A 26123-nucleotide genomic window follows, 5' to 3' on the forward strand; every position below is an offset into this window, starting at 1 on the left:
AATCGCTCCAAGAGAGGACCCCGCCCGGATGCTGATCCGCTACGGTTACGAGATCACGCTGGCCTGCCGGCAACCCACCGCTCTGGTGTGTCTTCTGTCGGTCCATGACGATCGCGCGGCCGACATCAGGGGGGCGGAAACGGTGTTCACCGATCCCGATGTCCCGACATCGACCTACCGGGATCTTTTCGGCAACCGCTGCCGGCGGCTCGTCGCGCCGGCGGGCGACCTGATGATATGGGGCGATGCCACCATCGAGGACGACGGCCGGCCGGACAGGGTGCTGCCGGACGCGCGGGAGCTTCCTGTGGCGGAACTGCCGGACGATTGCCTCAACTATCTCATGGGCAGCCGCTATTGCGAAACCGACCTTCTCAGCCAGGCCGCCTGGGACATGTTCGGCACGGTGCCGCCCGGCTGGGGCCGTGTGCAGGCGATCTGCGATTTCGTTCACGGCCACATCCGTTTCGACTACATGCAGGCCCGCTCGACGCGGACGGCCTATGAGGTGTTCCATGAGCGCGTCGGCGTCTGCCGCGATTTCGCCCATCTCGCCGTCACGCTCTGCCGCTGCCTCAACATTCCCGCCCGCTACGTCAACGGCCATCTCGGCGATATAGGCGTTCCGGTCGTCGATCCGATGGATTTCAGCGCCTGGATCGAGGTCTTCCTGGACGGCGAGTGGCACACCTTCGATCCGCGCAACAACACGCCGCGGATTGGCCGGATCGTGGTCGCGCGCGGCCGGGATGCGGCCGACATACCGCTCGTCAATTCCTTCGGCCCGCACGTTCTCAAGGCGTTCCGCGTCTGGACCTACGAAGTGCAGGACCTGCAAAGCGTCTGAGACGTCGGGATGGCGCGGCCAGACTGGAGAAGGACGCTGTTCTCCGCATCTGGAAAATGCGGCGGCGTTCGGATAGAAGATGCCTCCCGGGCGTCTTCGCAAGACATAAAGGCGAGGTACGGCGGTATGGTGTCGCTTCATGGGCGACCGGTACGATGGAAAGAGCCGTAGCATGGATTTCGCCGACAGAGTGACTGCCGTTTTCACCACGTTCAACAGCGCGCATGTCATCGGCAAGGCATTGCAATCCTTGCCGGACGGTGTCCGCGTCATCGTGGTGGATAATGCCAGCCGTGACGACACCGCCGAGCAGGCGAAACGGGCCCGTGCCTCGGTGGAGGTTATCTCACTTCCCAAAAATGTCGGTTTCGGGCGGGGATGCAATGTCGGCCTGCGTCTGGTGGAAACCGATTATGCGGTGGTGATCAACCCGGATCTTTTTGTCGGGGAGGATTGCCTTTCGGTCTGCGTCGCGGCTGCGGACGCTCATCCCGAAGTGGCCTTGTTCGGCCCCCGGGAGGAAACCGGCGGCAGGGGTGATGCCCGGATTACGGATGTGGACTATTGCGAGCAGGTGTCCGGCGCGTTCATGTTCATGCGCATGAGCGCTTTCCGGACGATCGGCTTTTTCGACGAAAACATATTCATGTATTTCGAGGATAACGACCTGTGCCTGAGAACGCGCGATTGCGGCTACAGGCTCGCCCGCGTGCTGCGCGCCGAAACGCAGCATATCGGCGCCGGCTCGACCCAGAAGAATTACGACTCGGCCTATGAAAAGTCCCGGCTCTGGGGAAGCGCCTGCGCCTATTTTGCCGACAAGTACAAGGATTCCCCCGAGGGAAAGGCCGCCGGACGCAAGCTCAGGCACTATTATATCAAGTATTACAAGAACCTGGTGCTCGACCGGCATCTGGCGAGAATATATGCCGAGCGCATCCGTGGCTGGAAAGAATATTCCTCCCTCGGGCCGGGCGCGATGTTCGACAACACGTTCGTGACGCCGGCGAATGCGAAGGCCGACGCGTAAGACGTCCGGCCACCGGGATTGCTAGGTTCCCCTGTGCTGTCCCGGCTTTCAGCCGTCGATGCCCACCTTGGCGACCAGAACCGGATCGGCCCGGAAATCGTCGGGAAACAGTCGCTTCAGGTTCTCGATCTTCGGCAGGTCGTTGTGGACGATATAGGGATAGGTCGGATTGTTGGTCAGAAAATCCTGATGGTAATCCTCCGCCGGGTAGAAAGCCTTCTCCGGCTCGATGGTGGTGACGATGGCGGCATCGTAGACCCGCGCCTTGTTGAGCTGGTCGATATAGGCCTTGGCGATACGGGCCTGTTCCTCGTTCACCGGGAAGACGGTCGAACGGTACTGCGTGCCGATATCGGGGCCTTGCCGGTTGAGCTGCGTCGGATCGTGCGCCACCGAGAAATAGATGTGCAGAAGATGACCGTAGGTGATCTTGCCCGGATCGTAGGTGATCCTGACCGCTTCCGCGTGGCCGGTCCTGCCGCTGCCGATCATCTCGTACCGCGCGGTTGCGGCCGCGCCGCCGGCATAGCCTGACACCGCGTTGGCAACGCCCTCGACGCGCTGGAACACGCCCTGAACGCCCCAGAAGCAGCCGCCGGCGAAGATGGCCGTTTCCTTCGCGGCGCTGGTCTTCGCCTCATCGACGGCCGGGGCCGGGATCGCGATCCCCTCCTGGGCGGACGCGCTTGCCGTTGTGAGCGTAAGCCCCGCGAAAACGAGGCCAGCGCTGGCGATGGCGGTGAACATGCCGGATAGTCTCGCTCTCGTTCGCATGGCGGTCTCCTCAACCGAAGGTGAAAGCATAGGCCTCCAGACCGGGGTCCAGGAAGCGGATTTCGAAGGTGCGGTCGGCAACCGGCCCGCTCTGGCGCACGAGCTGGTAAAGCCGCTGTTCCGTCACGGTGCCGTTGCCCTCGGCATCGGTATCGACGCCGTGATCCTCGCCCGGCGGCTTGCCGTCGATCGTCACCTTGAACCGCACCGGCTTGCCGTCGCTGCCGGGGCCGAGAACGAGGTGAAGGTCGCGGGCGTGGAAGCGATAATAGAGGCTGCCTTCGCCCTGCGAAAGCGCGGCCTTTTCCGGGCCGACGACCCAGCTTCCGGTCAGGCCCCATTCGTTGCGCCGCGGTGTCTCGGCCGTGTAGACATGGGCGGCATCATTGACCATGCCGTCGGCGCCGAGAAAGTTCTGCGCCCTGAGATAGCCGATATAGGTTTCCGGCGATTGCACCTCGGCTTCGTTCGAGGCGGCTTCCGCGCCCGTGGCGTTCACGGCGACGATATCTTCGGCGACATCGGGCCGGCCGGCCTCGGCCAGAAGCTGCTGGATCACCCGTTCGGACTGCTCGTATTCGCCCTCGCCGAAATGGTGGTGGCGCACGCGGCCCTCGGCATCGATGAAGTAATGCGCCGGCCAGTACTGGTTGTTGAACGTCCGCCAGATGGCATAGTCGTTGTCCACTGCCACGGGATAGTCGATGGCCAGGGTCTGCGTCGCGCGCCTGACATTGTCGATCCGCTTCTCGAAGGCGAATTCGGGCGAATGCACGCCGATGACCACGAGGCCCTGATCCCGGTACTTCTCCGCCCAGGCGCGGACATAGGGAATGGCGCGCAGGCAGTTGATGCAGGAATAGGTCCAGAAATCGACCAGCACCACCTTGCCCTTGAGCTCGCTCATGGTCAGCGACGGCGAGTTCAGCCACTCGACCGCACCGTCGAACGAAGGCACGATGGATTCAACCGGAAGCGGCGCATCGCCCGACGGCGACGGCCCGCCCTGCATCATCATCGATGGATTGCCGGACATCATCATGCTGTTGTTGTCGGCGCCCGTCATCGCATTGCCCGGAGCGGGCTGCATGGACATGGAGGGCGCCATCGCGGTGCCGTTCGCACCCGTCTGCGGCCTCGGTTGAAGGCGGTCGATCAGGGATTGTTCGAGCGCCGTGGTGCTCTCGGCCGAAATCCGCGTCAGGAAGCCTGTGTCGAGCCCGAAGGCAATCGCCACGACCGCCACCAGCACGGCGGCACCGATGCCGCGCCTGACATATTCGCCGATGCCGAGCGACCGTTTCATGGCCTGATAGACGCGCCCGCCGACCAGCAGTGCCAGCGCCAGCGAGGTCGCCGCGCCCAGCGCATAGGCCGCCAGCAGCGCCGTCGTTCCGGCGCTCGCGCCATTCAGTGCCGCGCCGGTCAGGATGAGCCCGAGGACCGGTCCGGCGCAGGGCGCCCAGAGAAGGCCGGTCGCCACGCCGATGAGCAGCGAGGTTCCGACCCCTGAAAGCCCACCGGTCCTGCCGCGGCGGTCGGCCGTTTCGCTGAGACGGGCGCCCAGCGCCACGACCGGGCGCGTGACGCGCTCGGCCAGCGCCGGAAAAAGCAGGATCACGCCGAAGGCGGCGAGGATGATCATCGCGATCAGCCGTCCATATTCGTTGGCGTCCACTGCCCAGCCGCCGCCGACCGCGGCAAGCGTCGCCACCGCGGCGAAGGTCGCGGCCATGCCCAGCAGCATCGGCAGCGTGCCGCTGAGGAAGGGTTGCCCGGCCCGCGCGAAGACGAAGGGCAGCACCGGCAGAATGCACGGGCTGACGATGGTGAGCACGCCTGCGAGATAGGCGAGGATGGCGAAGGTCATGGTTCAGCCTTTCCCGGTCACGCGGCGGCCGGCGTGAATGTCAGGGCCAGTCCGTTCAGGCAGTAGCGCAGTCCCGTCGGCCGCGGCCCGTCGTTGAAGACATGACCGAGATGGCCGCCACAACGGCTGCAATGGACCTCCACCCGCACCATGCCGTGAGACGTGTCGCGCGTCGTGCCGACCGCATTGTCGAGCGGTGCCCAGAAACTCGGCCAGCCGGTGTTGCTCTCGAACTTGGTGTCGGAGGAAAACAACGGCTGGTCGCAGCCCGCACACGAGAACGTGCCCTTGCGGTGCTCGTTGAGAAGCGGGCTCGATCCCGGATACTCCGTTCCCTGCTTGCGCAGGATGTCGAACTGCTCGGGCGTCAGGCGCTTGCGCCACTCCTCTTCGGTATGGCTGACCGCAAACGTCCCGCCGGATGCGGCAAGAAGCGAGTGGACACCCATGCCGAGATAGCCCGCAGCGACGACCGCCGTTCCCGCCGCCAGAAATTTGCGTCTGTTCATCATGCCACACCGCCTGTTCCTGACCTGGCCTTTCGGTGACGAAGAGGCAGGCGACCGCTCCGCTGTCGCATTCCACCCCCCATCACGGGGAGGAGCGGTTCGCCTGCGCCTCGTTCACATGCCGTCAGCGATCCATGCTGTATATTGGCTCTTACCGGCGCGCTGACAATCCCTCTTCTCGCCCCGCGCGTTCAGAGCTTCGTGACAGGCCCGTCGCCGGAGAGGTGGGGGAAGGCCGGCGGCCGATGGATGCGATAATCGGGATCAGGCCTGTGCCGATTCCGCTCACCTGCCGGTATGGGTTCAATGAAGCCTATCACGGCTGCTCGGAAAGACGGCTCGACCCCGGCGCGCGTCTTTCCGGCTCGGGCTCGCTTGATCTCGCCGTTTCGAAAGGCTGATCGGCAAGTTGCCGGCTTCGGTTTACTGATTGGGCCGCCCCGTCAGGGCCAGGCGAACTGCGAGGCCAATGAAGAAGATGCCGGCAATTCCGTCCAGCCAGCGGCCGACGCTCGTTCTGGAAATCCACCCGGCAGCCTTTCCGGCGGCGAGCCCGACCGCGATCAGGAAGGTCAACCCGATGGCATTGTGGATGCAGCCGAGCAGGAACACCTGCAAGCCGACCTGTCCAAGCTCGACGTTCACGAACTGGGGCAGCAGGGCGATGTAGAAGATCACCACCTTCGGATTGAGGATATTGGTGATCAATCCGCGTGAGAAGACCCGCCATACGGAAACCTCTTCGCTCTGCCCGAGCTTCGCGTCAGCGCCCGCGTTGCGGATGAAAGCCCTGAGCGCCTGAAGCCCGAGCCAGGCCAGATAGGCCGCGCCGACCATCCTCATGATGTCGAATGCGAGCGGAGATGCGGCGATGACGGCAGAAACGCCCAGCGCTGCGGCGGTTGCATGAACGAGCGAGCCAACCCCGATGCCGAGGGCGGCGGCGAAAGCCCCTCTGGCCTTGTGTCGCATGCCATTTGCGACGACGAAGACGACGTCGGGTCCGGGTGCCAGCGCGAGAGCGGCGGCCAGCACGATATAGGCGGCCGTCAGGGCGGGATCGAGTATCATTGCGACCTCTGAAGAAAAAGGGTTGGGAATCGGACGCGGGCCCAGACATTCGTAACTCTAAAGACGGCGATCGTCTCCATCCAGATTCGAATTCAGATGACGGTCCGCCGACCTCCCGGAGCAACGGGCACCAAGTCGCCAAAACGATATCCGGCACGACTGGAAAATCAAGGAATCAAGGGCTTTTGGGGAGAATTGGCTGGGGAACCTGGAGCCGGACAAACGTTCCTGAAACCCATTTACTTTCAATGCGTTGCTCGATGTCGCGCCAACAATGTGGGGGTAGTTTGTGGGGGTGTCAACAATTAGATTTTGTTTCAGATACGGAACGATTTTGTGAGGCGGTTGACCAGATCGCGCCTACGACCGAGCATGGAAAAACCGCCATCACAGGGCTCGCAACCCTCCGGCGGTTTTCACAAGGTGTTCCAGAATGCTGAACGACATTTCTGAAGTTGTAAAGCCGCCGATGGCGGTTGCGTGAGCGCGAATCCCGAAGCATTCGAGTTTCTGCGAAAGAGCGCGTACGGGCATGTGCAGAAGCATGGGAATGAAGCGCAGGCGCTCCGCCAGCATTGCCGGGACGCGCTCGATGCCTGGCTTCGAGATGAAGGGGCAGGTAGCGACCTGCATGCCAGCGAGGCCGAAGCGCTGGTTGACGATGTCTCCTTCTGGGTGAACCAGAACTATCGCAGACCGAAGCGGAAGGCAGAACGGCGACGGGAGGAACGTGCCGCATCCGCGATGGTAGCTTCTTTCTTTCTGGAAGAGGCGGCGCAAGCTGGACTCAAGCCGAGCATCAGGAACGCCGCCCGGATGGCGGGGCGCTCGAAGTCCACTATGGCGCGGCATCTGCGCTTGCAAGGCATCGCACCCGTCCGTGAGAAGAAGATCGCGGCGCTGGCGGCTCCGGCGAAGCGCCTTGCGCGTATCCTCGACAGCACCTTCCCGATCGATGGCGCATGGCTCGTCCAGGTGGATCATTGCATCGCCAAACTCTGGGACGATCTGGATGTCCTGCCCGAAGCCATGCCACGCTCCACGAAGTCCGAGCGCCGGAAGAAACTGCCGGAACTGATGGCGACGATCACGGCGGCCGGGATCGGCTTCAATGCCCTCGTCAACGGCGACGTGGTTGCCGTTCGCCGGGGCCGACGCTTCCACGGGATGAAGGATGCTGCGGCATGGATGGAGGAAGAGGAGCGCGTCAACGGTTTCCGGCTCTTGCGAGGCCCGGAGACCGATGGCCGGAAACAATGGTTCTGGGACGATCCGTGGGTTGCCGACGTGCTGGCGGTGATGTCTACGGGAGCCATCTGGCGAACGTTTCCGGATGCGGGCCATTTGAAGCCGTGGCTGCGTCTCCTGCGCCCTCTGCTCGATCCTCGCCCGCTTGTCGCCGTCATCGATACGGCGGTCCGTGGGGCGATACAGGGCGATTTCGTGCTCGATCTGCGTGGCTTGTGCGCGGGCGTGACGGACGGTGAAGTCAGGAAGGCCGGGTACAGGCTGGCAAGCGTTATCGAGACGGCCCGGCTTTGTGCGGAACGAGGATGGGAACCGTTCGACTACTTCAACGATGTCGACCACGAACTGGGATTTATGAAGTACGTGGCGGCCAACGTGCCGAAGAGCTATGCGAAGCTGATGTATTTCCGGAACGTCGTGCTTGAGGAAGTTGGCGCAAGCTACGCGGACGATCCGAATCCGATCCAGGCGACACTGGCACGATGCAGGACGCTACGGGAGGAGGAGCGGGCCGGAACGTGGACGGCTCCCAAGCCGAAGGAACTGGCGGCGTTCCTGCCTCCGAAAGGGTGACGGCATGGGCTTCCACCGCGCAGGTCGCCAAGTCGGCATGTTCGGATTTTGGAGATTAAAAATTCGATGAAAACAACGATATTTCAGATGTTTACTTCTGAAATCGTCCCGTTTTCCTATTATAGTAGGAAATCTACCTGATTGCCTACTGCCGCACGAGAAAGCGAATGACAGACGCAGGGCACAGGTCCTGCATTCGGCATTTCGGGATCGGTGTGCGGCGTGACGGCAGAGCCTGTCGTCACCACGGCAACCACCCGGTTGCCTCGTCGTCCCTCTGGACGGCGACAAGGCCCCTGCTAGGTCCGCCGGAAGGCTCTCCATGAAATGGTCCGGCGGAAGCCTCCCCGAAGGGCCGACGACTCGCCCAACGGAAGAGCCATTAGTCGGTCACTAAAGACTATTGTTTCAGGCTCCGCCGGCGGTCACGATTCTTCCACCGGGATTTCCCCGGCGAGGATCACATCATGCAGGAATATGAACTGCCTATCGTCGTCACCAACCAGGGCCCGGCTGCCCCGGCACTGCTCAAGATCATCCGGTTGCCGACTAGCTGGTACGCCGCCATCTGGGAGAGCGCCGAGCGATATGCCAGCTTCTCGCAAGAAAAGACCGAACTGAACGGTGGCTTCGCTCATATGAACGCCCGCGAGTTCCTTGACCGCGTGCAACTCGTCGCGGCCTTCACGCATGGCATCAGTTTCGAGTGGGGGGAGGATCTGTAATGGTCCTGAACATCACTGACACGTTGCGCGATCGGGTTCGTCGCATGGTCTATGCCAAGGCCCGCGCCGAAGGTCTTGGTATCGCTCTGATGACCCAGATCAAAGATGATCCGAAGTTCGGACCGCTCTATGCCGAACACAAGGCCGCATACGAGGAATCCTTGATGCTCGAAGCGAAGACTCTCGGCCTGGTCGGCGGCAACGTCGATCTTCTCGAACGGCTCATTCGAGATGTTCACGCGGAAGGCGGGGCGACCTCCCGGAAGCACTGATGTCCTTCCAGTTCGTCCATCTCGAAGCATTCTCGCGCAAGGGTGACGGCAAGGGACGTTCCACGGCCTTTGTCTTCGCGGAAGCCCGACGCGATCCAGCGGCATCCGTCCACGTTGCGAATCCATTGCCCCCCGCCGTCGTCTTCGGCATCGGCGTGGATGAGGTCGAGCGGTTGCACGATGCCACAGCCGATGCCGCGACGACGACCCCGAAGGGTGGAAAGCCACGAAAAATCCAGAAGACGCAGCACACGTTGATGACGGTGGTTGCCTCGCATCCGTATTCGATGGAGGAAGTTCGCGCCGATCTGGAAAAACAACGCGAGGCGGAGGATTGGGAAAAGCGAACAGTGACGTGGCTTCGTTCACAGTACGGCGACAAGCTTGTCTCCGTGATCCGCCACGAAGATGAAGGGTATTTCCACGTTCATGCCTACATCCTGCCGGACGATCCCGCCATGCGGGCCTCTGCCCTGCATCCCGGCCAGTGTGCGAAGGCCGCTGTCATGGCGGCCGGTCCTGCCGAAGGCGAGGATATCAAGGCGCTGAACAAGCGCGGAGATCAGGCATATAGGCAGGCGATGCGGGAATGGCAGGATTCGTATCACGAGACCGTCGCCATCGCGTGCGGCCTGACCCGCCTCGGCCCGCAGCGCCGTCGGCTGACGCGGGCCGAATGGCAAGCGGAGCAGACGCAGGCCAAATCTCTGAAGACGACGATCGAAAGAGCGAAGGCCGTGAAGGAGAAGGGCGAATCCTTCATCACTGCCACGAAGGAAGATGCAGCCGCGATCCGGGAGGAAGCGGCACAGGCGAAGGCGGAAGCCGACCGCCAGCTTGCCGCCGCCAAGGCCGCGACAGAAGCCGCCAAGGCGGCTCAAGACAAGGCCGTCTCCGAACAGCGCAAGGCCCGGTCGATGATGGCCCGCGTCCGTCAGGAAGCCGCCCGCGTCCGGGCGGCGACGGCAAGGCTCCAGCGCCTGCCGGGTGCGCTACGCAGCGTGTTCGACGGCTTCAGAAATTCAGCGGTCGCGGCCCGCATCCGGCAGGCCGTCGAATCCGAGATGGAGGCTCTTCGGCGAGCCGCCGACCATGCCGCCGACCGGGCGAGTGCCGCAGACGCGGGGCGGCGTGAAGCCGAGATACGGGCAAAGAACTTACGGGAGAACTTTGCAGAGGTCGGGCGCGAACTGGCCGTCGCCAGGCGTGAGCTTGCCGCGCTCCGTCCACCAGAGCCGGAACCGGAACGGGCTCCGTCCATTTCGATGCCCGGTCTGCGTCGGCCGTGATGTGCCGTTTCGAGACTCTGGAATTGTCAACAATTACAGAATGTTAAGTGTCAACTTTTTTGTAAAAAGTTGCGTCTGCCCCCTTGCTAAGGTCAGCGATTGGCGTCATCATTTTTCTTGTCAGCGCGATGAAAGAAACGCTGACACGGTGTCGCTCCGCACGAGGGATTAGGAAATTGCCGGGTTCCGACTTGGTGTTCCGCGTTATCGTTCCCCTTGAGGGATTACGTTGCGGTCTCTACGGGGGCCGTTAACAAAATTAAGACCAGAGCTCCGGCTCTGGTCTTCACGTCCGCCGCTGCATAAGCGGTCTGGGGTTCGGTGGCCTGTCGGCTGAGTCCCTTTACCTCCTTTTAAGGGAGGCGTGTGACAGGACTTTCCTCCCTTCACGGGAGGGTGTTCTCTGCTTCGGCAGAGATGTACCGTTCTAGATGGAGATGCCTGCATCTCTACGAGCGTCCCTCTGCATCAGCAGAGATTTTGGATCGGGAGGCTTCGGCCTCCCTTTTCTGTTGATGGATCATGCCGCCTCCGCGAATCCTTCAATCGGCTGCGCGGTAGCCTGTCGAGGCTTCTGGCGGCGCTGTTTGCCTTTGGCCTGATATTCGGCCAGCAACCGCAATGCCTGGCGAAGATCGGATTGCGTGGCTTTCCTCATCGCCTGAAACTCCGGAAGACTTTCGAGGGCGGAGATTTCCAGTGCCAGATTGTTGAATGTTCTTCCGCCAAGTAGCCGGCGCGCACGGCCAGCGGATGCCTTGACGTTGCGGGCCGATGCCTTCGATTTCCCGCGCTTGTGTAACCATTGAAGGAACCCGCCTGAAATATCAGGCGCTGTCCTGCCTGCCTCGCGATCGAGGATGACGCGACCAAGCGCGGTGGCAACCGGGGCAGGAACGGCATTTGCGATCATCTGCAAGATGTCCTGTTTGGCGCTGGCCCGCCATTCCCATGAGACCGGGAACCCCTGGATTCGGGAAATCTGGTGAACTGTCAGGACGGCGGTATCGACCGCTGCAACAGGGTCGCCGGGATGAGGTGCTGAGAGATAGCGCGGGGTCGGTCGTTCCCATGCCGTGCGTGTCACGGTAGGGAACGGTTCATCGATCGAGCGAACGCCCCGGCCAGCGCGAACAGGGCGGGAATACACGTATCCATTCCGGATCAGGGCCGCGTCGTCTGGATGCGGCTGGTAAGAGGTAGGAATGGGCCTGATGGACCGTTCGCGGATCGTCGGTGCTGGTTCATCTGGCCCCCATATCGAACGTCGGGCTTCGGAGGTCGCAGGGAAATAGATTGCCGCCGGCGTGATCGCGCCAAACAGGTCGCGCAACGTCATCGGCTGCGCGGATGCCGTCGCCGCTATCGACGACGCGAGGAAGTCGTCACGTTCTCCGATCCTTCCAATGACGAACAGACGCCGCCGCGATTGCGGAACCCCGTATCGGCTGGCGTTGATCCTGCTTTCGGTGATGCCGTAGCCCGCCCGTTTCAGGATCGCCCGCGCCTCGGCCCATGTTGATGACTTCGCGCAGCCGATGACATTCTCCATCATGAACCATCTCGGCCTGACCGTCGCTACGATCAGGGCGAAGGCCAGTGTCAGACGGGCATTGTCGGCTTCCGTGCGGTTCCCGGCACTGGAATAGTCCTGACAGGGAGGACCGCCCGCAATCATGTCGGGGGCCAGTCCAAGGATTTCCGGAATGGTCGAAAGCAGGTCCTTCAGGTCAGCGACCACGGCATGGTTGCCGACATTCCGATTGTAATTCTCGACCGCGACCGGCCACGCATCATATGCCTTTAGAATATCGAACCCCGCCCGCCGGAGCCCGAGCGATATTCCTCCGGCACCCGAAAATAACTCAACTACCCGCACGAAATCCCCGAAAAACCATCTTGTAAAATTACATGACGGAAAATGACGGCCAGAGCTTACGAAAATGCAAATGCTGGCGACTGCCTCTGGATGCAATGAGGGGGATTTCCCCCTGCCGGATTGGCATTTCTCTTAATCGGAAGATGCCAGCATCCCCGCACAACAGGGGGTATAATATGTCCATTCAAGACAATCCGAATATTATCAAGGTCACTGGAACCGTGAAGGAATTTAACGGCAGAACGTTCCTCGACCGCAATGTGCTCGATGACCTGTGGCACTATGCCTATCTGATCATCGAGGACGAGAAGGGCGAATTGCTCAAATTCGAGCGCGTCACGACCAATGAAAAAATCGATCCGGAAATAGTGATCGGGAATTCCTGCACGCTCTACTTCCGGCGAATCCGCTCGTGGAACAGGTCGGTTTTCCATTTGGTCGCCAGCGAAAGCGATGACCGTGGACTCAATTGCTTCAGTCTCTACCAGACGGCGAACAGAATCGCGCATACCGCGATGATGGTGAAGGCGGTTCCGGGGGCCTATATTTTCGGTCTGCTCATGTTCCTGATTCCCGCCCGGTTCACCATCGGTATCGGGAACGTCTTCTGGCTCGCTCTCATCCCGCCCATAGCCTTTCTCGTGATGAACCATCTGAGCGGACCTGGCCGCATCAGGAAGGATTCGATCGCTCTCCACAAGGAACTGGAACAATCGAGAATCGGCGCGAAATTCGACGGTCGCCAATTGAAGACGGTGTGATGCGATGAAAATCATGTCGGAAGAAAGCAGGCTTCGGCGCTGGCTCATCATCGCGCTGATGGGCGCGTTCATCCTGCCGCTCGGCGCAACGCTGATTATGGCATCCTACAAGCTGGTGACAACGGCAGGGCCGATGATATGGGGTTCGTGGTCGAACCATAGCTCCCGCCTGCAACGGGAAGAGGATCGTGTCGCCCGCATAGAGCAAGATGCACGGGAAAGAAGTTTCCAGATTGTCTGCCCCGATTACTTCGATGCCTCGATCCTCGACAGGTGGACCGGATATCGGAATCTTTCATGGTGCGAGGATTATCGCGACAGGATGCCCGAAACGGATTGAACGGGGTGGAATGCAGGGCGGGCATCATCCGTCCTGCCTGCCGATCCCCGCGATGCCTGCCGAAATCGCCAGCGCAACGAGATGGGGGATGTTTCTGGCCTTGAAGCGGGCCTTCAATCGGTCGATCCGGTGTTCGACCGTCCGCGGCGACAGGCGCAAGATCGCCGCGATTTCCCTTGTGCTGGCCCCTTCCGTCAATAGCTGGAGAATACCGGGATCGATGTTGTCGAAGCCGATGCCGTGCGGGGCTGCTGGCAGCAGGGCATGAATTGCGAGAAGGCCGATGCACCATGCGCTTCGGCCACGGGCATTCTTCTGCGGGAATATGGCCCTGTCGTAGATCATGGTCATGCCGAGTGCTTCCGCCGCCACGCGTCTTGTCGCGGGGCGCTGGCGTTCGGCTGCTTCAGTATAGGCCGGGATCACGGTGCTACGGAGATAGGCTTGATCCGGGAAGTCGGAAAACCGCACGGTCTGTTGAAGCGTCTGCATCGCCTCAAGCGTGGTCGGCAGCCGATAGCGACGGATGAACACGATCCCGAAATCCTCGCAGGCGGTCGGCTGCATGTCGATGACGACAAGCGCCATGTTCGGGCGCAGCACGTCGAGGAATGGCACATAGAGAGCGGTAGCACTCTCAAGGCCGCCGGGGCTGGAAATCCACGAATCCATCATCCACCGCGATATTTGCCGGAACGTCGCCGGCGGCCTCATGGGCAAAATCCGATGACGCGCAAAGAACAGACGACGGTTCGCGAGGATGGAAACCAAGGTTTTTGTCACGACGAACAAAGCCCATTTGTTCCATGCGTAAGTCCTTGTCATCGTTTCCATAATGAATTTGTCGCATTTCCAGATATTCGCCCCGCGAAAACCTTCCTTTCTGTCAAGGCATCCGGAAATGCGTATCGGCGTGGAGGATTCGACGGGAATGGCAAGGATTGGATATGCGCGGGTTTCAACGGCAGACCAGCATCTTGACCTGCAAAGGAACGCGCTTGAGGCGGCGGGATGCACGCGCATATTCGAGGACCACGGTGTTTCCGGAGCGGCGAGCAAAAGGGATGGCCTGTCTTCCGTTCTGAGAATGCTACGGCGGGGCGACGTTCTGGTGGTCTGGCGGCTGGACCGCCTCGGTCGCTCGGTCGGCCATCTGGTTCAGATTATCGGTAGGCTCCAGAAGCGACAGATCGGATTCCACTCTTTGACCGAGAACATCGAAACGGAATCCGCCGGGGGCCGGATGGTTTTTCATGTCCTCGCGGCGATGGCGGAATTCGAGCGGTCCATCATCCGTGAGAGAACGGTGGCAGGCATTGCTGCTGCGCGTGCGCGTGGGCAGCGACATGGCCGGAAACGGTCACTGACGGATGAACAGTGTGTCGAGGCGTATCGGAAGATCGACGGTGGCGAGCAGTGGGAAGATGTCGCTTCGCGTCTCCACGTCCATCCGCGCACGCTGAAACGCTGTATCACAAAGGTTTGCGGCGACCTGCCGGGCGGCATCGGCTGAGCAAGATCACTTCTTCCCTGTCGGGTGCTTGAAGCTTTTCATTCAGTTCGGATCGGTCTCGTTTTCATAGAGCAACTTCGTATTGCCATCCTACGAACTGACTGGTGATCACTCTGAGGTTGCGATGCTCGATAGAAAAGCCAAAACGGGATCCGAGAACAATCTTGTTAATGTTCTCTTTATGTTCTATGGATAGTTTTCTGCCGGGATGTCAGAAAGATTCCCAGAGCGATGCGAGGTGATTCATGTCCGATTTTTCCGTTCTCCGGCAAAAAGCCGGATTGAGCGTCCCTGAAGCAGCCAAGCTTCTAGGCTACAACGAGCGTCAGGTTTATCGGTGGGAATCGGGAGAAAACGTTCCGCGAAAGATTGTGACGGACAAGCTTGAAGCCATGCGTCAAGAGCGATGCGCTGCTTCTCCAGAGCATTCCTTCACCTTTATCGACTTGTTCGCTGGTATTGGCGGCTTGCGTCGTGGATTTGATGCCATTGGTGGCAAGTGCATTTTCACCTGCGAATGGGACAAGCATTCCAAGGAAACTTATCGTGCAAACTATCCTGACGACGAGCACGAAATCTGGAACGACATCCGGGATCTCAAGGCGGAAGACGTGCCTGATCACGACGTTCTTCTTGCAGGTTTCCCATGTCAGCCGTTCTCACTTGCCGGGGTCTCGAAAAAGAATGCTCTAGGACGAGCTCACGGGTTCGCCTGTGAGACGCAGGGGACGCTATTCTTCGACATCCAGCGGATAATCGAGGTGAAAAGACCAAAGGCGTTTCTACTCGAAAACGTCAAGAATCTCGTGAACCATGACAAGGGGCGTACGTTCGCCATCATCAAAGATGTTCTCGAAAATCAGCTTGGCTACACGATTGAATGCAAGATCCTTGATGCCAAATCCTGGCTACCGCAGCACCGAGAGCGCATCTTCATCGTCGGTTTTCGGGAAAATCAGGGATTCTCGTTTGAAGATCTTCAGATCCCGGATGTCCTGAAAGGGCCGAAGCTTAAAACGATCCTTCATCCGGAGAACGGTGAAGAGGCTCCCGAGAAGCCTTTCACTGATGGTAACATCGGGCGCGTTTCGGATAAGTACACGCTCACCGACAAGCTCTGGGCCTACCTTCAAGCTTATGCAGACAAGCACAGGGCTGCGGGTAATGGTTTCGGTTTCGGGCTATTCACGCCAGAAGGTATCGCACGGACTCTGTCGGCACGATATCACAAGGACGGTTCCGAGATCCTGATTTCCAGAGGTGACGGACGCAATCCTCGTCGGCTAACGCCGCGCGAATGTGCTCGTCTCATGGGCTTTGACGGGCCCGGCGAGAGCAACTTCAGGATTCCAGTCTCCGACACGCAGGCTTACCGCCAATTCGGCAACTCGGTTGCCGTTCCGGCCGTGAAAGCTGTAGCGGAGCTCATGAAGCCGTATATTCTTGACTACCAGGAATTCGAGGAAGTCGTCAGAAAGCGGGCCTGATGGTCGATATTGTCAGCCCTGAGAAGCGTAGCGCCATGATGGCGGGTATTCGGGGCAAGGACACCCGACCCGAAATCGCCATCCGTAAGGCCCTTTTCAGGTTAGGATGGCGCTATCGCATCCATGACAAGCGGCTTCCTGGCAAGCCTGATCTGGTATTTCCCAAGCGCAAAGCCGTGATCTTCGTCGAGGGCTGTTTCTGGCACGGGCACGACTGTCACCTTTTCAAGATGCCATCCTCTCGTCAGGATTTCTGGCAGACGAAGATCGAAGGCAATCGGCAACGCGATGCCCGCGTCCGGAGCGAGCTACAAGCGTTGGGCTGGCGATATCTTGCTGTGTGGGAATGTGCCCTCAAGGGTAGAACCCGATTGCCATTTCCCGTCCTCTTGGACACCATCATCGGATGGCTCGAATCAGCCGAGCCTACGGGGGAAATCGAAGGGGTGAAGGATGGCGCTGGCTGATCTGACAGATTGGATGAACGAATTTGGTCGGCCGGGATATGTCTGGTATGCCAAGCGCCTTTCTGGCAATGACACTCTAGCAAACAAAAGCCATCAGGCGGGGCCTTACATCCCGAAGGATTTCCTCTTCGAGATGGTGCCAAGCATCAACAAACCGCAGGTATTGAATCCCGATGCCTTCTTCGAGCTTTACGTTGATTCACATCCTGACGTTAAGACAATCCGGGCGATCTGGTACAACGGGAAGCTGCATGGAAAGACTCGTAACGAGACGCGTCTGACGGGGTTCGGCGGGGCACAATCTGCGCTGCTGGATCCTGACAGCACCGGTGCGCTTGCCGTATTCGCATTTCGTCCAGAAACAGAGACGACGGTAGCGGAGTGCCATGTGTGGGTCTGCGGCGGCGAAGGCACTGAAGCGGACCTGGTGGAAGAGCGGCTTGGCCCTGTCGAGCCAAAGATTCCTGTGATCTGGCGTCCGGGTGTGTCGGAGCCTCAAGCCGACCTGTTCACTCGGCCTCCTCCGGCAAGGGCTTCCTGCTGGCTACAGCCAGATGAGATTCCGGCTGACTGGTTGATCACATTCCCGACCGGACGTGAGATCATTGCCAAAACGATCGAGCTACGGTCAGCAACCGGGATGAATGCCGATGTTCGGCTGCTACGTCGGCGGACATGCGAATTCGAGATCTTCAAATCCATCGAAGAAGCGAGCTGGCTACCGAAGATCAAGGAAGGTTTCCATTCTATCGATGGCTTCCTCGGGCTGGCGAACACAATCCTGCAAAGCCGAAAATCCCGCGCTGGCAAGTCTTTGGAATACCACACAGCATCAATCCTGGAAGAGGAAGGCCTGACACCAGGAACAGCCTTCGTTCACAATCCGCTGATCGAGGTGAACAAGCGTCCCGATTTCCTGTTCCCGAATGTTGCCGCTTATGAGGATTCATCATTTCCCGCGCATCGGCTACGCATGCTTGCCGCAAAAACGACCTGCAAGGACAGGTGGCGTCAGATCATAAACGAAGCGGATCGAATCCAGACGAAACATCTGCTGACCCTTCAGGAGGGTGTTTCTGAACCGCAATTCCGCGAGATGACCGAAGCAGGTGTTCGTCTTGTCGTGCCTTCGGGGATCCATGATGCCTATCCGGAAGCTGTGCGCCCCCATCTGATTACGCTCGAAGAGTTCATCGGAGACGTTCGCACCGCCTGACAGGCCGCGCCATGATTTGCGCCGGTCCGCCTTCGCCCGCATCCTTTTGAGGTGCATATGGCAACGGAGGATCGGGCATGTCGGCAGTCAATCAACGGATCGAATACGTCTATCAGAGTGCAGCCTGGCTCGCGGAAGGCGTGTTGATAGCTGCCTGCGAGGGAGACTGGCCCGCCGACCAGATCGCCCAGGCTGCGCGGGAGTGGCATCGCACGCGGGGCCTTCTGGCTCTCTCGAAAAGATGGCGGGAGGAGGTCCGTCCGGGGGATGTCGATGGCTAGGAAGAAGCGCCGTCGCCGGACATGTTTGGATGAGATGCGCCGGAAACTGACGGAACGCCAGAGGCAACGCCGTGGCGGCGATCCTGCCGGAAAGCTCATGCTCCAGCTTCTCGGCATCCTATCGGGAGCGCTGGCGATGGTGCCGCCGATCCCGATGCCTGCCTTCGCGTTCTCCTTCGGTCCATCCCGGTCGTCGGTCCCGGCCATCGATGATGATCGCGGGCCTACGGCCTACGCAATGGAGCGCGGTATCGAGCCGCATTTTTACGCCACCAGCGTCATGCAGCCAGCGCCAGCGCCGTCTTTCCGGCGGCTTGTGAAGGACTTGGCGCGTAGCCGAAAGGCAGACCGCGCACGCGAACTTCTCGAAGCGCGGGTTCCGCCAGCCGCTATCGAGTGGCTGCGCGACATGATCGACACTGGCGACCTGTGGCAAATCCGGATGGCAGCCCAGCCTGGTTTCACTGAGGATGAAATCACGGCATCCATGCTGGCGGCGGCGCAAATGTGGGAAGCCGAACGGCAGCAGGCTGCGGGGCCACAGCCGGAAACTCCGGGCGACGATCCGGACACGACGAAAGGACTGCAATCATGAGCGACAACGTTTTTATCGGTGCCCCTAGCCTCTCCGGCTTCCTCGATCGCCTCGGCCTGCCTCCGGCATCTCGGGATCGTGTGATCGCCATCGACCGGGAGCTTGCTGAAAAGGTGGAGGGCGGCGATCCGGATGAGTGTGCAGAACTCATCCTCGAAGCGGTCGATCTGCTCGCGGATGTCAATCCGGCGGGATTCGAGTGGTCGGGATGGGATGATGACGATGATCCGGGCGATCCCGGCGACTTCGATCTCGACGGCATGGAACGGGGTGAAGAATGATCCGCGCCTTCCTGATGCTTCTGAGCCTCGGCGTTGCCGTGCCGGTCCATGCAGATACGATCTCGTCCGCCCTGACGTGGGGCGGAAAATCCGACGCGGCACACTGGTCGGCGTTCGTTCCTCCGCCTGCCAGCTTCACCGTGTCGATCGCCGGGGAGGCATCCGTCACGGCAGGGGCGGCGCTCGATCTCCGTCTGGTGGTTAATCCGATCGTCACCGGACGGCAACCGCCATCCGTCACCTATCTGTTGTTCGGGAGGCTACCTGATGGGGCTATCTTCGATGCCACGACGGGCAGGATCGGCGGGCGGGTGCTGGAAACAGGATCGCATCGGGTCTGGGTGTCGGCGACGGATTCGACCGGGGCGACGGTGAGTGCCGGAATCACCATCGTCGTGACCTGAAACGCGAAAACGGGGCCAATCGGCCCCGCTGTCCATTTTCTAAAGCTTCTGGAAGGCCGTAGGATGCCTTCCAGGCGCTCGGGTGGTGTCTTTACTCATCGACTTTCGCGGTCGCTTCCCAGTCTATGATTTCGTCCTGAAATTCAGCGCGTAGCTGCCTGACTAGCACGATGTCCTGATCGCGGAGATAGCGCCAGCAGCCGTCCGAATTCAAAGAGGTCAGGCCGGGAGGATGGTCAAGGATAAGAGCCAGCGCGGCAAGCTCTGTCGTGCTACCGGGCATCTTGCGCGGTGTGATCTCGCCGGAGAGAATTTCCTTCAGCTTCCGGCGCACAATGTCTTCAAAGTCCATTTCAGTTTCCTTTCACGATCTTGATCGATGCGCGGCGGGCCTCTATCTCTGCCGTCCGGCATGCCGTTTCAAAATCGTCTTCGATGCTCTTCCAGATAACAACCTGTTTTCCGTCGCGCATCGCAAGAACTTCGCAGGAGAAGGGAGGTTTGTTGCCGACCTTGCCAGTCACGACCATCTCAATGTCGCCATCTTTGCTGTCCCTGCCTTTGAGATAATTGGTCCAGATTGAATCAACGTCCGGTGCAATGTCCGGATCGATCTCCCATCCTTCGAATTTCACAGCGTTCATGTCGGTGTCCTTTCGGTTGCGTTGGTTGTCATGTAATGAGCGGCGTTCAGCCTGCTTACGTTCCGCATCTCTCGACTTGCGCCAGGGTCGGGAGCCGGGTGACCGGGATGGCATTGGAGCGGGACAGGTAGGGCGTGAGGTCACGCTGGTCGCAGAGCTGATCCTGAACGGCCATCAGGAAGCGGTGTGTCAGCGATGGCGACAGTGTCACGAAGCGAATACCGCGAAGGATATTGCTGGCCGTATCCACGAGATGGACCTCGATGCTCAATCGCTGCTGGTCGTTCTCGATATCAGGCAGCCACCGTGCGGATGCGGGTATGATCCTCGCATCGAAGGGGCAATCTAAGATGATCGTACCGAACTGGAAGACCCAGAGGATCAAAGGGCCTTCCACGATGATTCCGGCCTTCATGGGATCATTCCGGATCGACCTGGCCTCGGTTCTGACCAGGTTCGGCATGGCGATCTGAAGTACATTTCCGGAGTTGGTCAGGAAGTTGGCTGCCGCTCCTTCATAGGCTCGGACGGGAAGCGGGTATTGCTCACCCCGCGAAAGTTTAATAAAGCTCATCTGGACCTCCTGTTGAGCATTGATGACAGAGACAGGGTTGCCGCTTTCGAGGAGAAAATCGAGGAATTTCATATCCTTGGGGCGGATGTGCGGTTGCCCTGCGACCGCTTTGAATCCTTGTTGGAAAGGATTCGAGGGGGACCGAATCCTTGCATCGGCAAAACGAGTCCTTGGCGAATCCTTGGAAAAATATTTCACGCCGCTGTCAAAAAAGTTTCCAGAGCCCTGAGACCCCGCCTCTGAACATCGCGGGCAAGTGCCTGCCCGGAGTTCGGAATGCGGGTCCGCTGAACAAGGTGCTGCGCACCAGTCTTGCGGTGACGGACGTAGATCATCGCGATATAGAAGAGCGTCCCGATAGCATCCGTATGCATCGTCTCGACAACGATCACGTCAATCGCCAGACCGCGCACAATGGTCTTTTTCGTCTCCATCCGGGAGTCTCCTAAAGCATTGAAAACATGAGTTTTATATCAGATTTCGGGAGTCGAGCCCAGGGCGATCGGAAATCATTTCCGGCTTCCCGGAGAGAAGGCGTCCAAGGTGTTAACGTGCTTCAGGATGGCGCAACGGCTAGGCAGGGGTTGACGGCCAGCGTGGCGGCATAGGCTCTTCGTCCGCCTTGGCCAGAATGGGCATGGCGGTGCCCGCAGGGCATAAAGAGCCGCCGCGCTGGTCGTCACTGAGCGAGAAGGTTCCGCGACTATTTTTTTCCCGGTCCGCTTGCGGATCGGATCGAGACACGTGGCTCGATCCGAAGGACAAGGAAAAAATCGTCGTGGAAGAGAGCGAGGCTACCCCTGCCGGATTACATGGATGAGCGTATCGGAGACGTCAGCATAGCGACCCTGTACGGGAGACGGCGGGCATTCGCGCATGCCGAGACCGGATGAGAGCACAGCCGCAGGAGCGTCAACATAGTGCCGCCAACGGCGGGACGCGGGATCGACTGTGCCCGGCGAAGCATTCCGTCCGTCGGCTATACCTTCCGTCCTCGAACAACCCGTCCGTTGGAATCCAGGATGGGCGGTGTCAGTTTACGTTTCTTTACTGTAACCTTCGGAAGGGGCGGAGTAGTGGTTGCCGCTGCCGCGCCTAGGAAATCGAGTTCAAGAGGCGGATGAAAGGCTTCCACTACCTCTTTGAGTTTCGCCGTCGTGACTCGTTTGGCGTAGGTTTGTCCTTGGCCGCCTCCGCCTTCGTGGCCCATCACGGCATTGATATGAGACTCCTTGAGATCAGTCGATTCTAGTACAGTCCGGAAGCTGTGCCGGAAGGAGTGAAACGCGGTCTTCGAGCCGACACCCAGTTCAATTTTCAACTTCGAGAATTCGCGGCTGAATCCCGAACTGATCTTGCCCTTGTGAAGTGGCAATTCGGGGGAGAACAGATGTTCCGCGCCTCTTGCACGCTGCTGTGTCAAGAAGTCCATGAACCCATGCTGGATCAGCCAAGAATGCACGGGGATAAGCCGGGTTCCTGCCTCGGTTTTGGGGTCCCACCCGTCGCGCTTGGCGATGTTGAAGCATGGGATGCCGTCCTTTGTGATGATATCGATTCCAGGGCGCAGACGGCATATCTCTTCCAGTCTCATGCCGGAGTGCAGAGAGATGAGGGGCAGCCAGTGCAATGCGCTGGAATCCGGTGCATCACGGTATTCGCGGGATGTGAAAAGACGATGCAGGTCTTCGCGTGACCAGTCGTCGCGAGCGGATTTCTTCGATTTCGTTCCCGGAAACGAATGACCGGAAAACGGCTGAGCAGTCACAGAAACGTGCTTCTTGTAGATGAGCCATTTCCAGATGGAATTCATACCGGAAAAATGGCGCTTTGCGGTTTTCATGGTTACGCGTGGCAAGGTCTTGTCGGCCTTGGCGCGAGCCAGTTCCTTTTTCGGAGACCCCGTTGCACCCTTCCCGTGGGCCGCCGGCATCTGAAGGACAAGCTCTCGAAACTCGGCGGCTGTGTCGAAGGTGATCTTTCCAACGGGAAGGTCGCCCATCAAGGCGATGAACATCTCCACGGTTTTGAGATACTGATCCGTGGTCTCGTCACCGAGCCCCTTGTTGTAATTGTACCCGGCGATGATGTCGTTCTGCCATGCCTTGATGAACGTCGAAAGCTTCGTCATGTTCGCGGGCGATTCTGATGGCGCTACTGCGGCTACGGTCTGCACCGAGGCCACGGCAACGGTTTCCTGTCCGAAGACGGTCTCCATTCGACGATCGACATATTCGCGTAGCTGTTTCTGAAGCGCTGACGCTGTCCTTCGGAGACGGTCCCCGCTTCGAACGTCGAAATAGTCGGAATGATCCAGTGCAGCGTTTGCTTCCTGACTGAGATTATCACCATAGGAGACACCTTCGTCGGCGCTCATCTTGAGGAGCGTATCCGGTAAGGACTCATGGTACGCCCTGAGCCCGCCGGGCGACATCTCATCCACGATCTTGAGGCGCTGCTTCCATGCGCTCGTATCAAGCCATCTGCGCACGGCGACCCGGATGTCGTCATCCGTCAAAGGAAATTCATCGTCTTCTTCTTCCAGCATCCGGAATAGCTTCTCCGTAGCAATGAACAGGTGCGCGGCTCGCGCTCTGGCTGTTCTTCGCACGGTGGTCTTTAAGGACCGGTATATCTCGGTCTGCCCGAGGCGGGCTTGAAAAGGGGCGGGGACACGCCGCCGGAAGAAGAAGGAATCGGCTTCGCGCCGGAGGAAGTTCGACATCGCCAGAAGCGCCCTTTGTGGGGGTGCAGTGTGGGGGTATTCCCGGCACTGGCGACATGAAGCTAAGTTATTGAATTATAACAGGGAAAGTGGCTGGGGAACCTGGATTCGAACCAAGATCGACGGAGTCAGAGTCCGCTGTTCTACCATTGAACTATTCCCCAGCAGGGTCCGCACGTTTCCGTCCGGTGGCCGGGCTTATAAACAAATCGCCGTGGAATGCAAATAGGTTTTTCGAAAAAAAAGCGCGCTCCCGTCCCTGTGCGGGCGGGTCCAAAAACAGTTTGGAGAATGGCCCCGCCGCTGGTATGTTGTTGACAACGTAGCATTTGGTGCCAGCAGCATGCCGTTCACGGCCTTGCGCGGCGACATAGGACATAACAGTGAAAGACCCCGAAAACGGCTTCAAGCCGTCCGATGGCGGGGTGTTGGCCGCTCAGCGCGGGGAGGCGAAGCCTTCCCGGCGCCGCAAGGGCAAGCGTGGCGGGGGAAACCGCAACGCGAACCAGGCAGCCGATGCCAGACCGGATATGAAGGCCGGTCTGCCTGCTGATGCCGTCTTGGCGGAAGCGGGCGCTTCGCCTCCGCGCAAACGCAAGCGTCGCCGTCGGTCGAAATCGGCGGCAGCCGCTGCCGGAGGCGCCACGCAGGCCGGTGAAACACCCGTGTCCGCCGGTGGCGCGCCGGCCGTGCGTCCGCCTGTGCCCCCAGGTGCCGGGCCGCAGGCCCCCAAGGCGCGCCGGAAGCATCGTCCCGGTCATCATCATCAAAAGCGCGGACCGCAGGGTCGGCCGCTGGCGAACGGCCAGAATCCCGGTCAGAAGCAGGGCGCGGCCGTTGCCGGACCCACCGCGGATGCGCGTGCGGAACCGGAGCGTGCCGGCGGCGCGCGTCATGAGGACCACCGTCGCGGCCATGCCGCCGGTGACGGGGGTGCTGCTGCCCGGCAGGCATCGGGCGGGTTCGGCGATCTCTATGCGGCGCTCGACCTCGGCACGAACAATTGCCGCCTGCTGGTGGCCCAGCCGACGCGCCCCGGCCAGTTTCGCGTCATCGATGCCTTTTCGCGGATCGTGCGGCTGGGCGAGGGGCTGGGCGGCAGCGGCCGCCTCGCGCCCGAGGCGATGGACCGCGCCGTGGAGGCGCTGCGCATCTGCGCCGGCAAGCTCCAGAGCCGCCGCATCCGCCGCATGCGCCTGATCGCGACGGAAGCCTGCCGGGCCGCGGCCAATGGCGAGGATTTCCTGAAGCGCGTGACGCATGAGACCGGGCTCGATCTGGAAATCATCGACCGCGAGACGGAAGCGCGCCTGGCGGTATCCGGCTGCTCCTCGCTGGTGGAGGCGGAAGCGCGCTCGGTCGTGCTGTTCGACATCGGCGGCGGTTCGTCGGAGATCGCCATGATCCGGCTCGGGCGCAACCGCGCGGGAAGTCGCCTCGCCAATAACATCACGCACTGGACCTCGCTTCCGGTGGGCGTGGTGACGCTGTCCGAGCGCCACGGCGGACGCGACGTGACGCCCACCGTCTTCGATGCGATGGTGAGCGAGGTGGCGGGCATGCTGGACCGCTTCGACTGCCCGCCCGTGCCCGGCACGGAGGAGGGCGGCATTCCGGAGGATTTTCACCTGATCGGCACGTCGGGCACGGTCACGACGCTTGCGGGCGTCCATCTCGGCCTGGCGCGCTACGACCGCCGTCGCGTCGACGGCCTGTGGCTGTCGGATTCGGAAGTATCGGCCATGCAGGCCAAGCTTCTGTCCTGGGATTTCGAAGGGCGGGCCGCCAATCCCTGCATCGGGCCGGATCGCGCCGATCTGGTTCTGGCTGGCTGCGCCATTCTGGAAGCGATCCGCCGCCGCTGGCCGTCCCGGCGCATGCGCGTTGCCGATCGCGGCCTGCGGGAAGGGCTTTTGACCGACATGATGACGGAAGACGGCGTCTGGCGGCGCGCGGGCCACAAGCCGCGCCGCGCCGGACGCGGCAAGCACGGCCAGAAAGACGGGTGAACGGAATGGTCAAGACACCGACCGGCGGCAATCGTACCGGCCGAAAGATCGGCCAGAAGGTGAAGAAGGGCAAGCTGAAGGCGTCGTCGCGGCGCTGGATCGAGCGCCACATCAACGATCCCTATGTGCAGCGCGCGCGGCTTGAAGGCTATCGCGCCCGCGCCGCCTTCAAGCTGCTGGAGATCGACGAGAAGCACGCCATCCTCAAGGGTGCCCGCCGGATCATCGATCTGGGGGCGGCGCCCGGAAGCTGGTCGCAGATCGCCGCCAAGGTCACGGGCTCCACCGAGGAGGACATCCGCGTCGTGGGCATCGATTTTCTCGAAGTCGCGCCCATTCCCGGCGTTACCCTGCTTCAGATGGACTTTCTCGACGACGAGGCGCCGAAAAGGATCATGGAAGCCCTGGGTGGCACGCCGGACCTGGTGATTTCCGACATGGCGGCGCCGACGACCGGGCACCAGAAGACCGACCACCTGCGCACCATGCATCTTTGCGAGGTCGCCGCCTATTTCGCCGTGGAGGTTCTGGCGGAGGGCGGCCATTTTCTCGCCAAGACCTTCCAGGGTGGCACGGAACGCGACCTGCTCAACATGCTCAAGCAGAATTTCAGGCAGGTCATCCACGTCAAGCCCGGCTCGTCGCGGGCGGAATCGGTCGAGATGTTCCTGCTGGCCAAAGGGTTCAAGGGGCGCAAACCTGTCGAGGCGCAGACGCCCGGCGAGGCGTGACCCGCCGG

Annotated in this window: 28 protein-coding genes and 1 tRNA gene; 17 read left to right on the forward strand and 12 right to left on the reverse strand. The window is 60.5% G+C overall.

All coding sequences use genetic code 11. The features are described 5' to 3' along the window. Positions 1-28: 28 nt before the first annotated feature. Positions 29-847: a transglutaminase-like domain-containing protein gene (locus NOF55_RS03870; protein WP_306409982.1), complete on the forward strand. Its 819-nt coding sequence runs from the start codon at positions 29-31 to the stop codon at positions 845-847. Positions 848-1019: 172 nt separating this feature from the next. Further along, complete coding sequence (locus NOF55_RS03875) at positions 1020-1877, forward strand: glycosyltransferase family 2 protein (RefSeq protein ID WP_306409983.1); 858 nt, start codon at positions 1020-1022, stop codon at positions 1875-1877. Positions 1878-1925: 48 nt separating this feature from the next. On the opposite strand, the gene msrA is transcribed toward NOF55_RS03875, so the two are convergent. The 4 genes from msrA to NOF55_RS03895 all read right to left on the reverse strand — a co-directional run bounded on the left by msrA (position 1926) and on the right by NOF55_RS03895 (position 6101). Then, a complete protein-coding gene (msrA, locus tag NOF55_RS03880; RefSeq protein ID WP_370868901.1) occupies positions 1926-2651 on the reverse strand; it encodes a peptide-methionine (S)-S-oxide reductase MsrA in 726 nt (241 codons plus the stop codon). 10 nt (positions 2652-2661) lie between these two features. Then, positions 2662-4521, reverse strand: coding sequence for a cytochrome c biogenesis protein DipZ (locus NOF55_RS03885; RefSeq protein WP_306409984.1), 1860 nt, complete (start codon positions 4519-4521; stop codon positions 2662-2664). A 17-nt stretch (positions 4522-4538) separates the two neighbouring features. Then, a complete protein-coding gene (msrB, locus tag NOF55_RS03890; protein ID WP_370868902.1) occupies positions 4539-5033 on the reverse strand; it encodes a peptide-methionine (R)-S-oxide reductase MsrB in 495 nt (164 codons plus the stop codon). Between the two features lie 420 nt (positions 5034-5453). Next, positions 5454-6101 (reverse strand): LysE family translocator, encoded by a 648-nt coding sequence (locus NOF55_RS03895; RefSeq protein ID WP_306409985.1) that lies wholly within the window; start codon positions 6099-6101, stop codon positions 5454-5456. 480 nt (positions 6102-6581) lie between these two features. On the opposite strand from NOF55_RS03895, the gene NOF55_RS03900 reads away from it, so the two are divergent. From NOF55_RS03900 to NOF55_RS03915, 4 genes are all read left to right on the forward strand, one after another. Then, positions 6582-7922: a hypothetical protein gene (locus tag NOF55_RS03900; protein WP_306409986.1), complete on the forward strand. Its 1341-nt coding sequence runs from the start codon at positions 6582-6584 to the stop codon at positions 7920-7922. 467 nt (positions 7923-8389) lie between these two features. Continuing rightward, positions 8390-8647 (forward strand): hypothetical protein, encoded by a 258-nt coding sequence (locus NOF55_RS03905; RefSeq protein ID WP_306409987.1) that lies wholly within the window; start codon positions 8390-8392, stop codon positions 8645-8647. Next, positions 8647-8919: a hypothetical protein gene (locus NOF55_RS03910; protein WP_306409988.1), complete on the forward strand. Its 273-nt coding sequence runs from the start codon at positions 8647-8649 to the stop codon at positions 8917-8919. Before NOF55_RS03905 ends, NOF55_RS03910 begins: the two co-directional genes overlap by 1 nt. Further along, positions 8919-10208 carry a plasmid recombination protein gene (locus NOF55_RS03915; protein WP_306409989.1) on the forward strand — a complete coding sequence of 430 codons (1290 nt, stop codon included), beginning with the start codon at positions 8919-8921 and terminating at the stop codon, positions 10206-10208. The genes NOF55_RS03910 and NOF55_RS03915 overlap by 1 nt, the downstream gene beginning before the upstream one ends. 520 nt (positions 10209-10728) lie before the next feature. On the opposite strand, the gene NOF55_RS03920 is transcribed toward NOF55_RS03915, so the two are convergent. Continuing rightward, positions 10729-12087, reverse strand: a complete 1359-nt coding sequence (locus NOF55_RS03920; protein WP_306409990.1) for a DNA cytosine methyltransferase — start codon at positions 12085-12087, stop codon at positions 10729-10731. Between the two features lie 176 nt (positions 12088-12263). Between NOF55_RS03920 and NOF55_RS03925 the strand changes: the two genes are divergently transcribed. Together NOF55_RS03925 and NOF55_RS03930 are read left to right on the forward strand one after the other, a co-directional pair. Beyond that, positions 12264-12848 carry a hypothetical protein gene (locus tag NOF55_RS03925; RefSeq protein ID WP_306409991.1) on the forward strand — a complete coding sequence of 195 codons (585 nt, stop codon included), beginning with the start codon at positions 12264-12266 and terminating at the stop codon, positions 12846-12848. A 13-nt stretch (positions 12849-12861) separates the two neighbouring features. Continuing rightward, the gene (locus NOF55_RS03930; protein ID WP_306409992.1) at positions 12862-13188 is read left to right on the forward strand and encodes a hypothetical protein; all 327 of its coding nucleotides are present in this window, start codon (positions 12862-12864) and stop codon (positions 13186-13188) included. Positions 13189-13212: 24 nt separating this feature from the next. Here NOF55_RS03930 and NOF55_RS03935 read toward each other — a convergent pair whose 3' ends face one another. Further along, positions 13213-14022 (reverse strand): helix-turn-helix domain-containing protein, encoded by an 810-nt coding sequence (locus NOF55_RS03935; RefSeq protein ID WP_306409993.1) that lies wholly within the window; start codon positions 14020-14022, stop codon positions 13213-13215. A gap of 67 nt (positions 14023-14089) precedes the next feature. Here NOF55_RS03935 and NOF55_RS03940 point away from each other — a divergent pair, with 67 nt between their 5' ends. The 7 genes from NOF55_RS03940 to NOF55_RS03970 all read left to right on the forward strand — a co-directional run bounded on the left by NOF55_RS03940 (position 14090) and on the right by NOF55_RS03970 (position 19432). Beyond that, on the forward strand, positions 14090-14701 hold the full coding sequence (locus tag NOF55_RS03940; RefSeq protein WP_306409994.1) for a recombinase family protein: 612 nt from the start codon (positions 14090-14092) through the stop codon (positions 14699-14701). Between the two features lie 245 nt (positions 14702-14946). Continuing rightward, a complete protein-coding gene (gene dcm, locus NOF55_RS03945; protein WP_306409995.1) occupies positions 14947-16188 on the forward strand; it encodes a DNA (cytosine-5-)-methyltransferase in 1242 nt (413 codons plus the stop codon). Then, positions 16188-16655: a very short patch repair endonuclease gene (locus NOF55_RS03950; RefSeq protein ID WP_306409996.1), complete on the forward strand. Its 468-nt coding sequence runs from the start codon at positions 16188-16190 to the stop codon at positions 16653-16655. The genes dcm and NOF55_RS03950 overlap by 1 nt, the downstream gene beginning before the upstream one ends. Then, a complete protein-coding gene (locus NOF55_RS03955) occupies positions 16642-17871 on the forward strand; it encodes a type II restriction endonuclease (RefSeq protein WP_306409997.1) in 1230 nt (409 codons plus the stop codon). The genes NOF55_RS03950 and NOF55_RS03955 overlap by 14 nt, the downstream gene beginning before the upstream one ends. Positions 17872-18249: 378 nt before the next feature. Beyond that, complete coding sequence (locus NOF55_RS03960; protein ID WP_306409998.1) at positions 18250-18747, forward strand: hypothetical protein; 498 nt, start codon at positions 18250-18252, stop codon at positions 18745-18747. After that, positions 18744-19028: a hypothetical protein gene (locus NOF55_RS03965; protein ID WP_306409999.1), complete on the forward strand. Its 285-nt coding sequence runs from the start codon at positions 18744-18746 to the stop codon at positions 19026-19028. The genes NOF55_RS03960 and NOF55_RS03965 overlap by 4 nt, the downstream gene beginning before the upstream one ends. Beyond that, positions 19025-19432, forward strand: coding sequence for an Ig domain-containing protein (locus tag NOF55_RS03970; protein WP_306410000.1), 408 nt, complete (start codon positions 19025-19027; stop codon positions 19430-19432). Before NOF55_RS03965 ends, NOF55_RS03970 begins: the two co-directional genes overlap by 4 nt. 91 nt (positions 19433-19523) lie before the next feature. Here the strand turns inward: NOF55_RS03970 and NOF55_RS03975 are convergent, their stop codons facing one another. From NOF55_RS03975 to NOF55_RS04000, 6 genes are all read right to left on the reverse strand, one after another. Further along, positions 19524-19784 carry a hypothetical protein gene (locus NOF55_RS03975; RefSeq protein ID WP_306410001.1) on the reverse strand — a complete coding sequence of 87 codons (261 nt, stop codon included), beginning with the start codon at positions 19782-19784 and terminating at the stop codon, positions 19524-19526. Position 19785: 1 nt separating this feature from the next. After that, positions 19786-20076, reverse strand: coding sequence for a hypothetical protein (locus NOF55_RS03980; RefSeq protein WP_306410002.1), 291 nt, complete (start codon positions 20074-20076; stop codon positions 19786-19788). Positions 20077-20131: 55 nt separating this feature from the next. After that, a complete protein-coding gene (locus NOF55_RS03985; RefSeq protein ID WP_306410003.1) occupies positions 20132-20848 on the reverse strand; it encodes a hypothetical protein in 717 nt (238 codons plus the stop codon). Continuing rightward, a complete protein-coding gene (locus NOF55_RS03990; RefSeq protein ID WP_306410004.1) occupies positions 20845-21084 on the reverse strand; it encodes a hypothetical protein in 240 nt (79 codons plus the stop codon). Before NOF55_RS03990 ends, NOF55_RS03985 begins: the two co-directional genes overlap by 4 nt. Before the next feature lie 545 nt (positions 21085-21629). Next, positions 21630-23375 carry a site-specific integrase gene (locus tag NOF55_RS03995; RefSeq protein WP_306410005.1) on the reverse strand — a complete coding sequence of 582 codons (1746 nt, stop codon included), beginning with the start codon at positions 23373-23375 and terminating at the stop codon, positions 21630-21632. 90 nt (positions 23376-23465) lie between these two features. Further along, positions 23466-23539: transfer RNA gene (locus tag NOF55_RS04000), tRNA-Gln, on the reverse strand. 219 nt (positions 23540-23758) lie between these two features. On the opposite strand from NOF55_RS04000, the gene NOF55_RS04005 reads away from it, so the two are divergent. Beyond that, positions 23759-25384 carry a Ppx/GppA phosphatase family protein gene (locus NOF55_RS04005; RefSeq protein ID WP_306410006.1) on the forward strand — a complete coding sequence of 542 codons (1626 nt, stop codon included), beginning with the start codon at positions 23759-23761 and terminating at the stop codon, positions 25382-25384. A 5-nt stretch (positions 25385-25389) separates the two neighbouring features. Next, the gene (locus NOF55_RS04010; RefSeq protein WP_306410007.1) at positions 25390-26115 is read left to right on the forward strand and encodes an RlmE family RNA methyltransferase; all 726 of its coding nucleotides are present in this window, start codon (positions 25390-25392) and stop codon (positions 26113-26115) included. The last annotated feature ends 8 nt before the right edge of the window (positions 26116-26123 follow it).

This window comes from Ectorhizobium quercum (genome assembly GCF_026552795.1).
GTDB lineage: Bacteria > Pseudomonadota > Alphaproteobacteria > Rhizobiales > Rhizobiaceae > Ectorhizobium > Ectorhizobium quercum.

What these genes read in the sequence shown, in the direction of transcription:
- NOF55_RS03870 (WP_306409982.1), top strand. Translation starts at nt 29, where the DNA reads ATGCTGATCCGCTACGGTTACGAGATCACGCTGGCCTGCCGGCAACCC.
- NOF55_RS03875 (WP_306409983.1), top strand. Translation starts at nt 1,020, where the DNA reads ATGGATTTCGCCGACAGAGTGACTGCCGTTTTCACCACGTTCAACAGC.
- msrA (WP_370868901.1), bottom strand. Translation starts at nt 2,651, where the DNA reads ATGCGAACGAGAGCGAGACTATCCGGCATGTTCACCGCCATCGCCAGC.
- NOF55_RS03885 (WP_306409984.1), bottom strand. Translation starts at nt 4,521, where the DNA reads ATGACCTTCGCCATCCTCGCCTATCTCGCAGGCGTGCTCACCATCGTC.
- msrB (WP_370868902.1), bottom strand. Translation starts at nt 5,033, where the DNA reads ATGATGAACAGACGCAAATTTCTGGCGGCGGGAACGGCGGTCGTCGCT.
- NOF55_RS03895 (WP_306409985.1), bottom strand. Translation starts at nt 6,101, where the DNA reads ATGATACTCGATCCCGCCCTGACGGCCGCCTATATCGTGCTGGCCGCC.
- NOF55_RS03905 (WP_306409987.1), top strand. Translation starts at nt 8,390, where the DNA reads ATGCAGGAATATGAACTGCCTATCGTCGTCACCAACCAGGGCCCGGCT.
- NOF55_RS03910 (WP_306409988.1), top strand. Translation starts at nt 8,647, where the DNA reads ATGGTCCTGAACATCACTGACACGTTGCGCGATCGGGTTCGTCGCATG.
- NOF55_RS03915 (WP_306409989.1), top strand. Translation starts at nt 8,919, where the DNA reads ATGTCCTTCCAGTTCGTCCATCTCGAAGCATTCTCGCGCAAGGGTGAC.
- NOF55_RS03925 (WP_306409991.1), top strand. Translation starts at nt 12,264, where the DNA reads ATGTCCATTCAAGACAATCCGAATATTATCAAGGTCACTGGAACCGTG.
- NOF55_RS03930 (WP_306409992.1), top strand. Translation starts at nt 12,862, where the DNA reads ATGTCGGAAGAAAGCAGGCTTCGGCGCTGGCTCATCATCGCGCTGATG.
- NOF55_RS03935 (WP_306409993.1), bottom strand. Translation starts at nt 14,022, where the DNA reads ATGGAAACGATGACAAGGACTTACGCATGGAACAAATGGGCTTTGTTC.
- NOF55_RS03940 (WP_306409994.1), top strand. Translation starts at nt 14,090, where the DNA reads ATGCGTATCGGCGTGGAGGATTCGACGGGAATGGCAAGGATTGGATAT.
- dcm (WP_306409995.1), top strand. Translation starts at nt 14,947, where the DNA reads ATGTCCGATTTTTCCGTTCTCCGGCAAAAAGCCGGATTGAGCGTCCCT.
- NOF55_RS03950 (WP_306409996.1), top strand. Translation starts at nt 16,188, where the DNA reads ATGGTCGATATTGTCAGCCCTGAGAAGCGTAGCGCCATGATGGCGGGT.
- NOF55_RS03955 (WP_306409997.1), top strand. Translation starts at nt 16,642, where the DNA reads ATGGCGCTGGCTGATCTGACAGATTGGATGAACGAATTTGGTCGGCCG.
- NOF55_RS03960 (WP_306409998.1), top strand. Translation starts at nt 18,250, where the DNA reads ATGCTCCAGCTTCTCGGCATCCTATCGGGAGCGCTGGCGATGGTGCCG.
- NOF55_RS03965 (WP_306409999.1), top strand. Translation starts at nt 18,744, where the DNA reads ATGAGCGACAACGTTTTTATCGGTGCCCCTAGCCTCTCCGGCTTCCTC.
- NOF55_RS03970 (WP_306410000.1), top strand. Translation starts at nt 19,025, where the DNA reads ATGATCCGCGCCTTCCTGATGCTTCTGAGCCTCGGCGTTGCCGTGCCG.
- NOF55_RS03975 (WP_306410001.1), bottom strand. Translation starts at nt 19,784, where the DNA reads ATGGACTTTGAAGACATTGTGCGCCGGAAGCTGAAGGAAATTCTCTCC.
- NOF55_RS03980 (WP_306410002.1), bottom strand. Translation starts at nt 20,076, where the DNA reads ATGAACGCTGTGAAATTCGAAGGATGGGAGATCGATCCGGACATTGCA.
- NOF55_RS03990 (WP_306410004.1), bottom strand. Translation starts at nt 21,084, where the DNA reads ATGGAGACGAAAAAGACCATTGTGCGCGGTCTGGCGATTGACGTGATC.
- NOF55_RS03995 (WP_306410005.1), bottom strand. Translation starts at nt 23,375, where the DNA reads ATGTCGAACTTCCTCCGGCGCGAAGCCGATTCCTTCTTCTTCCGGCGG.
- NOF55_RS04010 (WP_306410007.1), top strand. Translation starts at nt 25,390, where the DNA reads ATGGTCAAGACACCGACCGGCGGCAATCGTACCGGCCGAAAGATCGGC.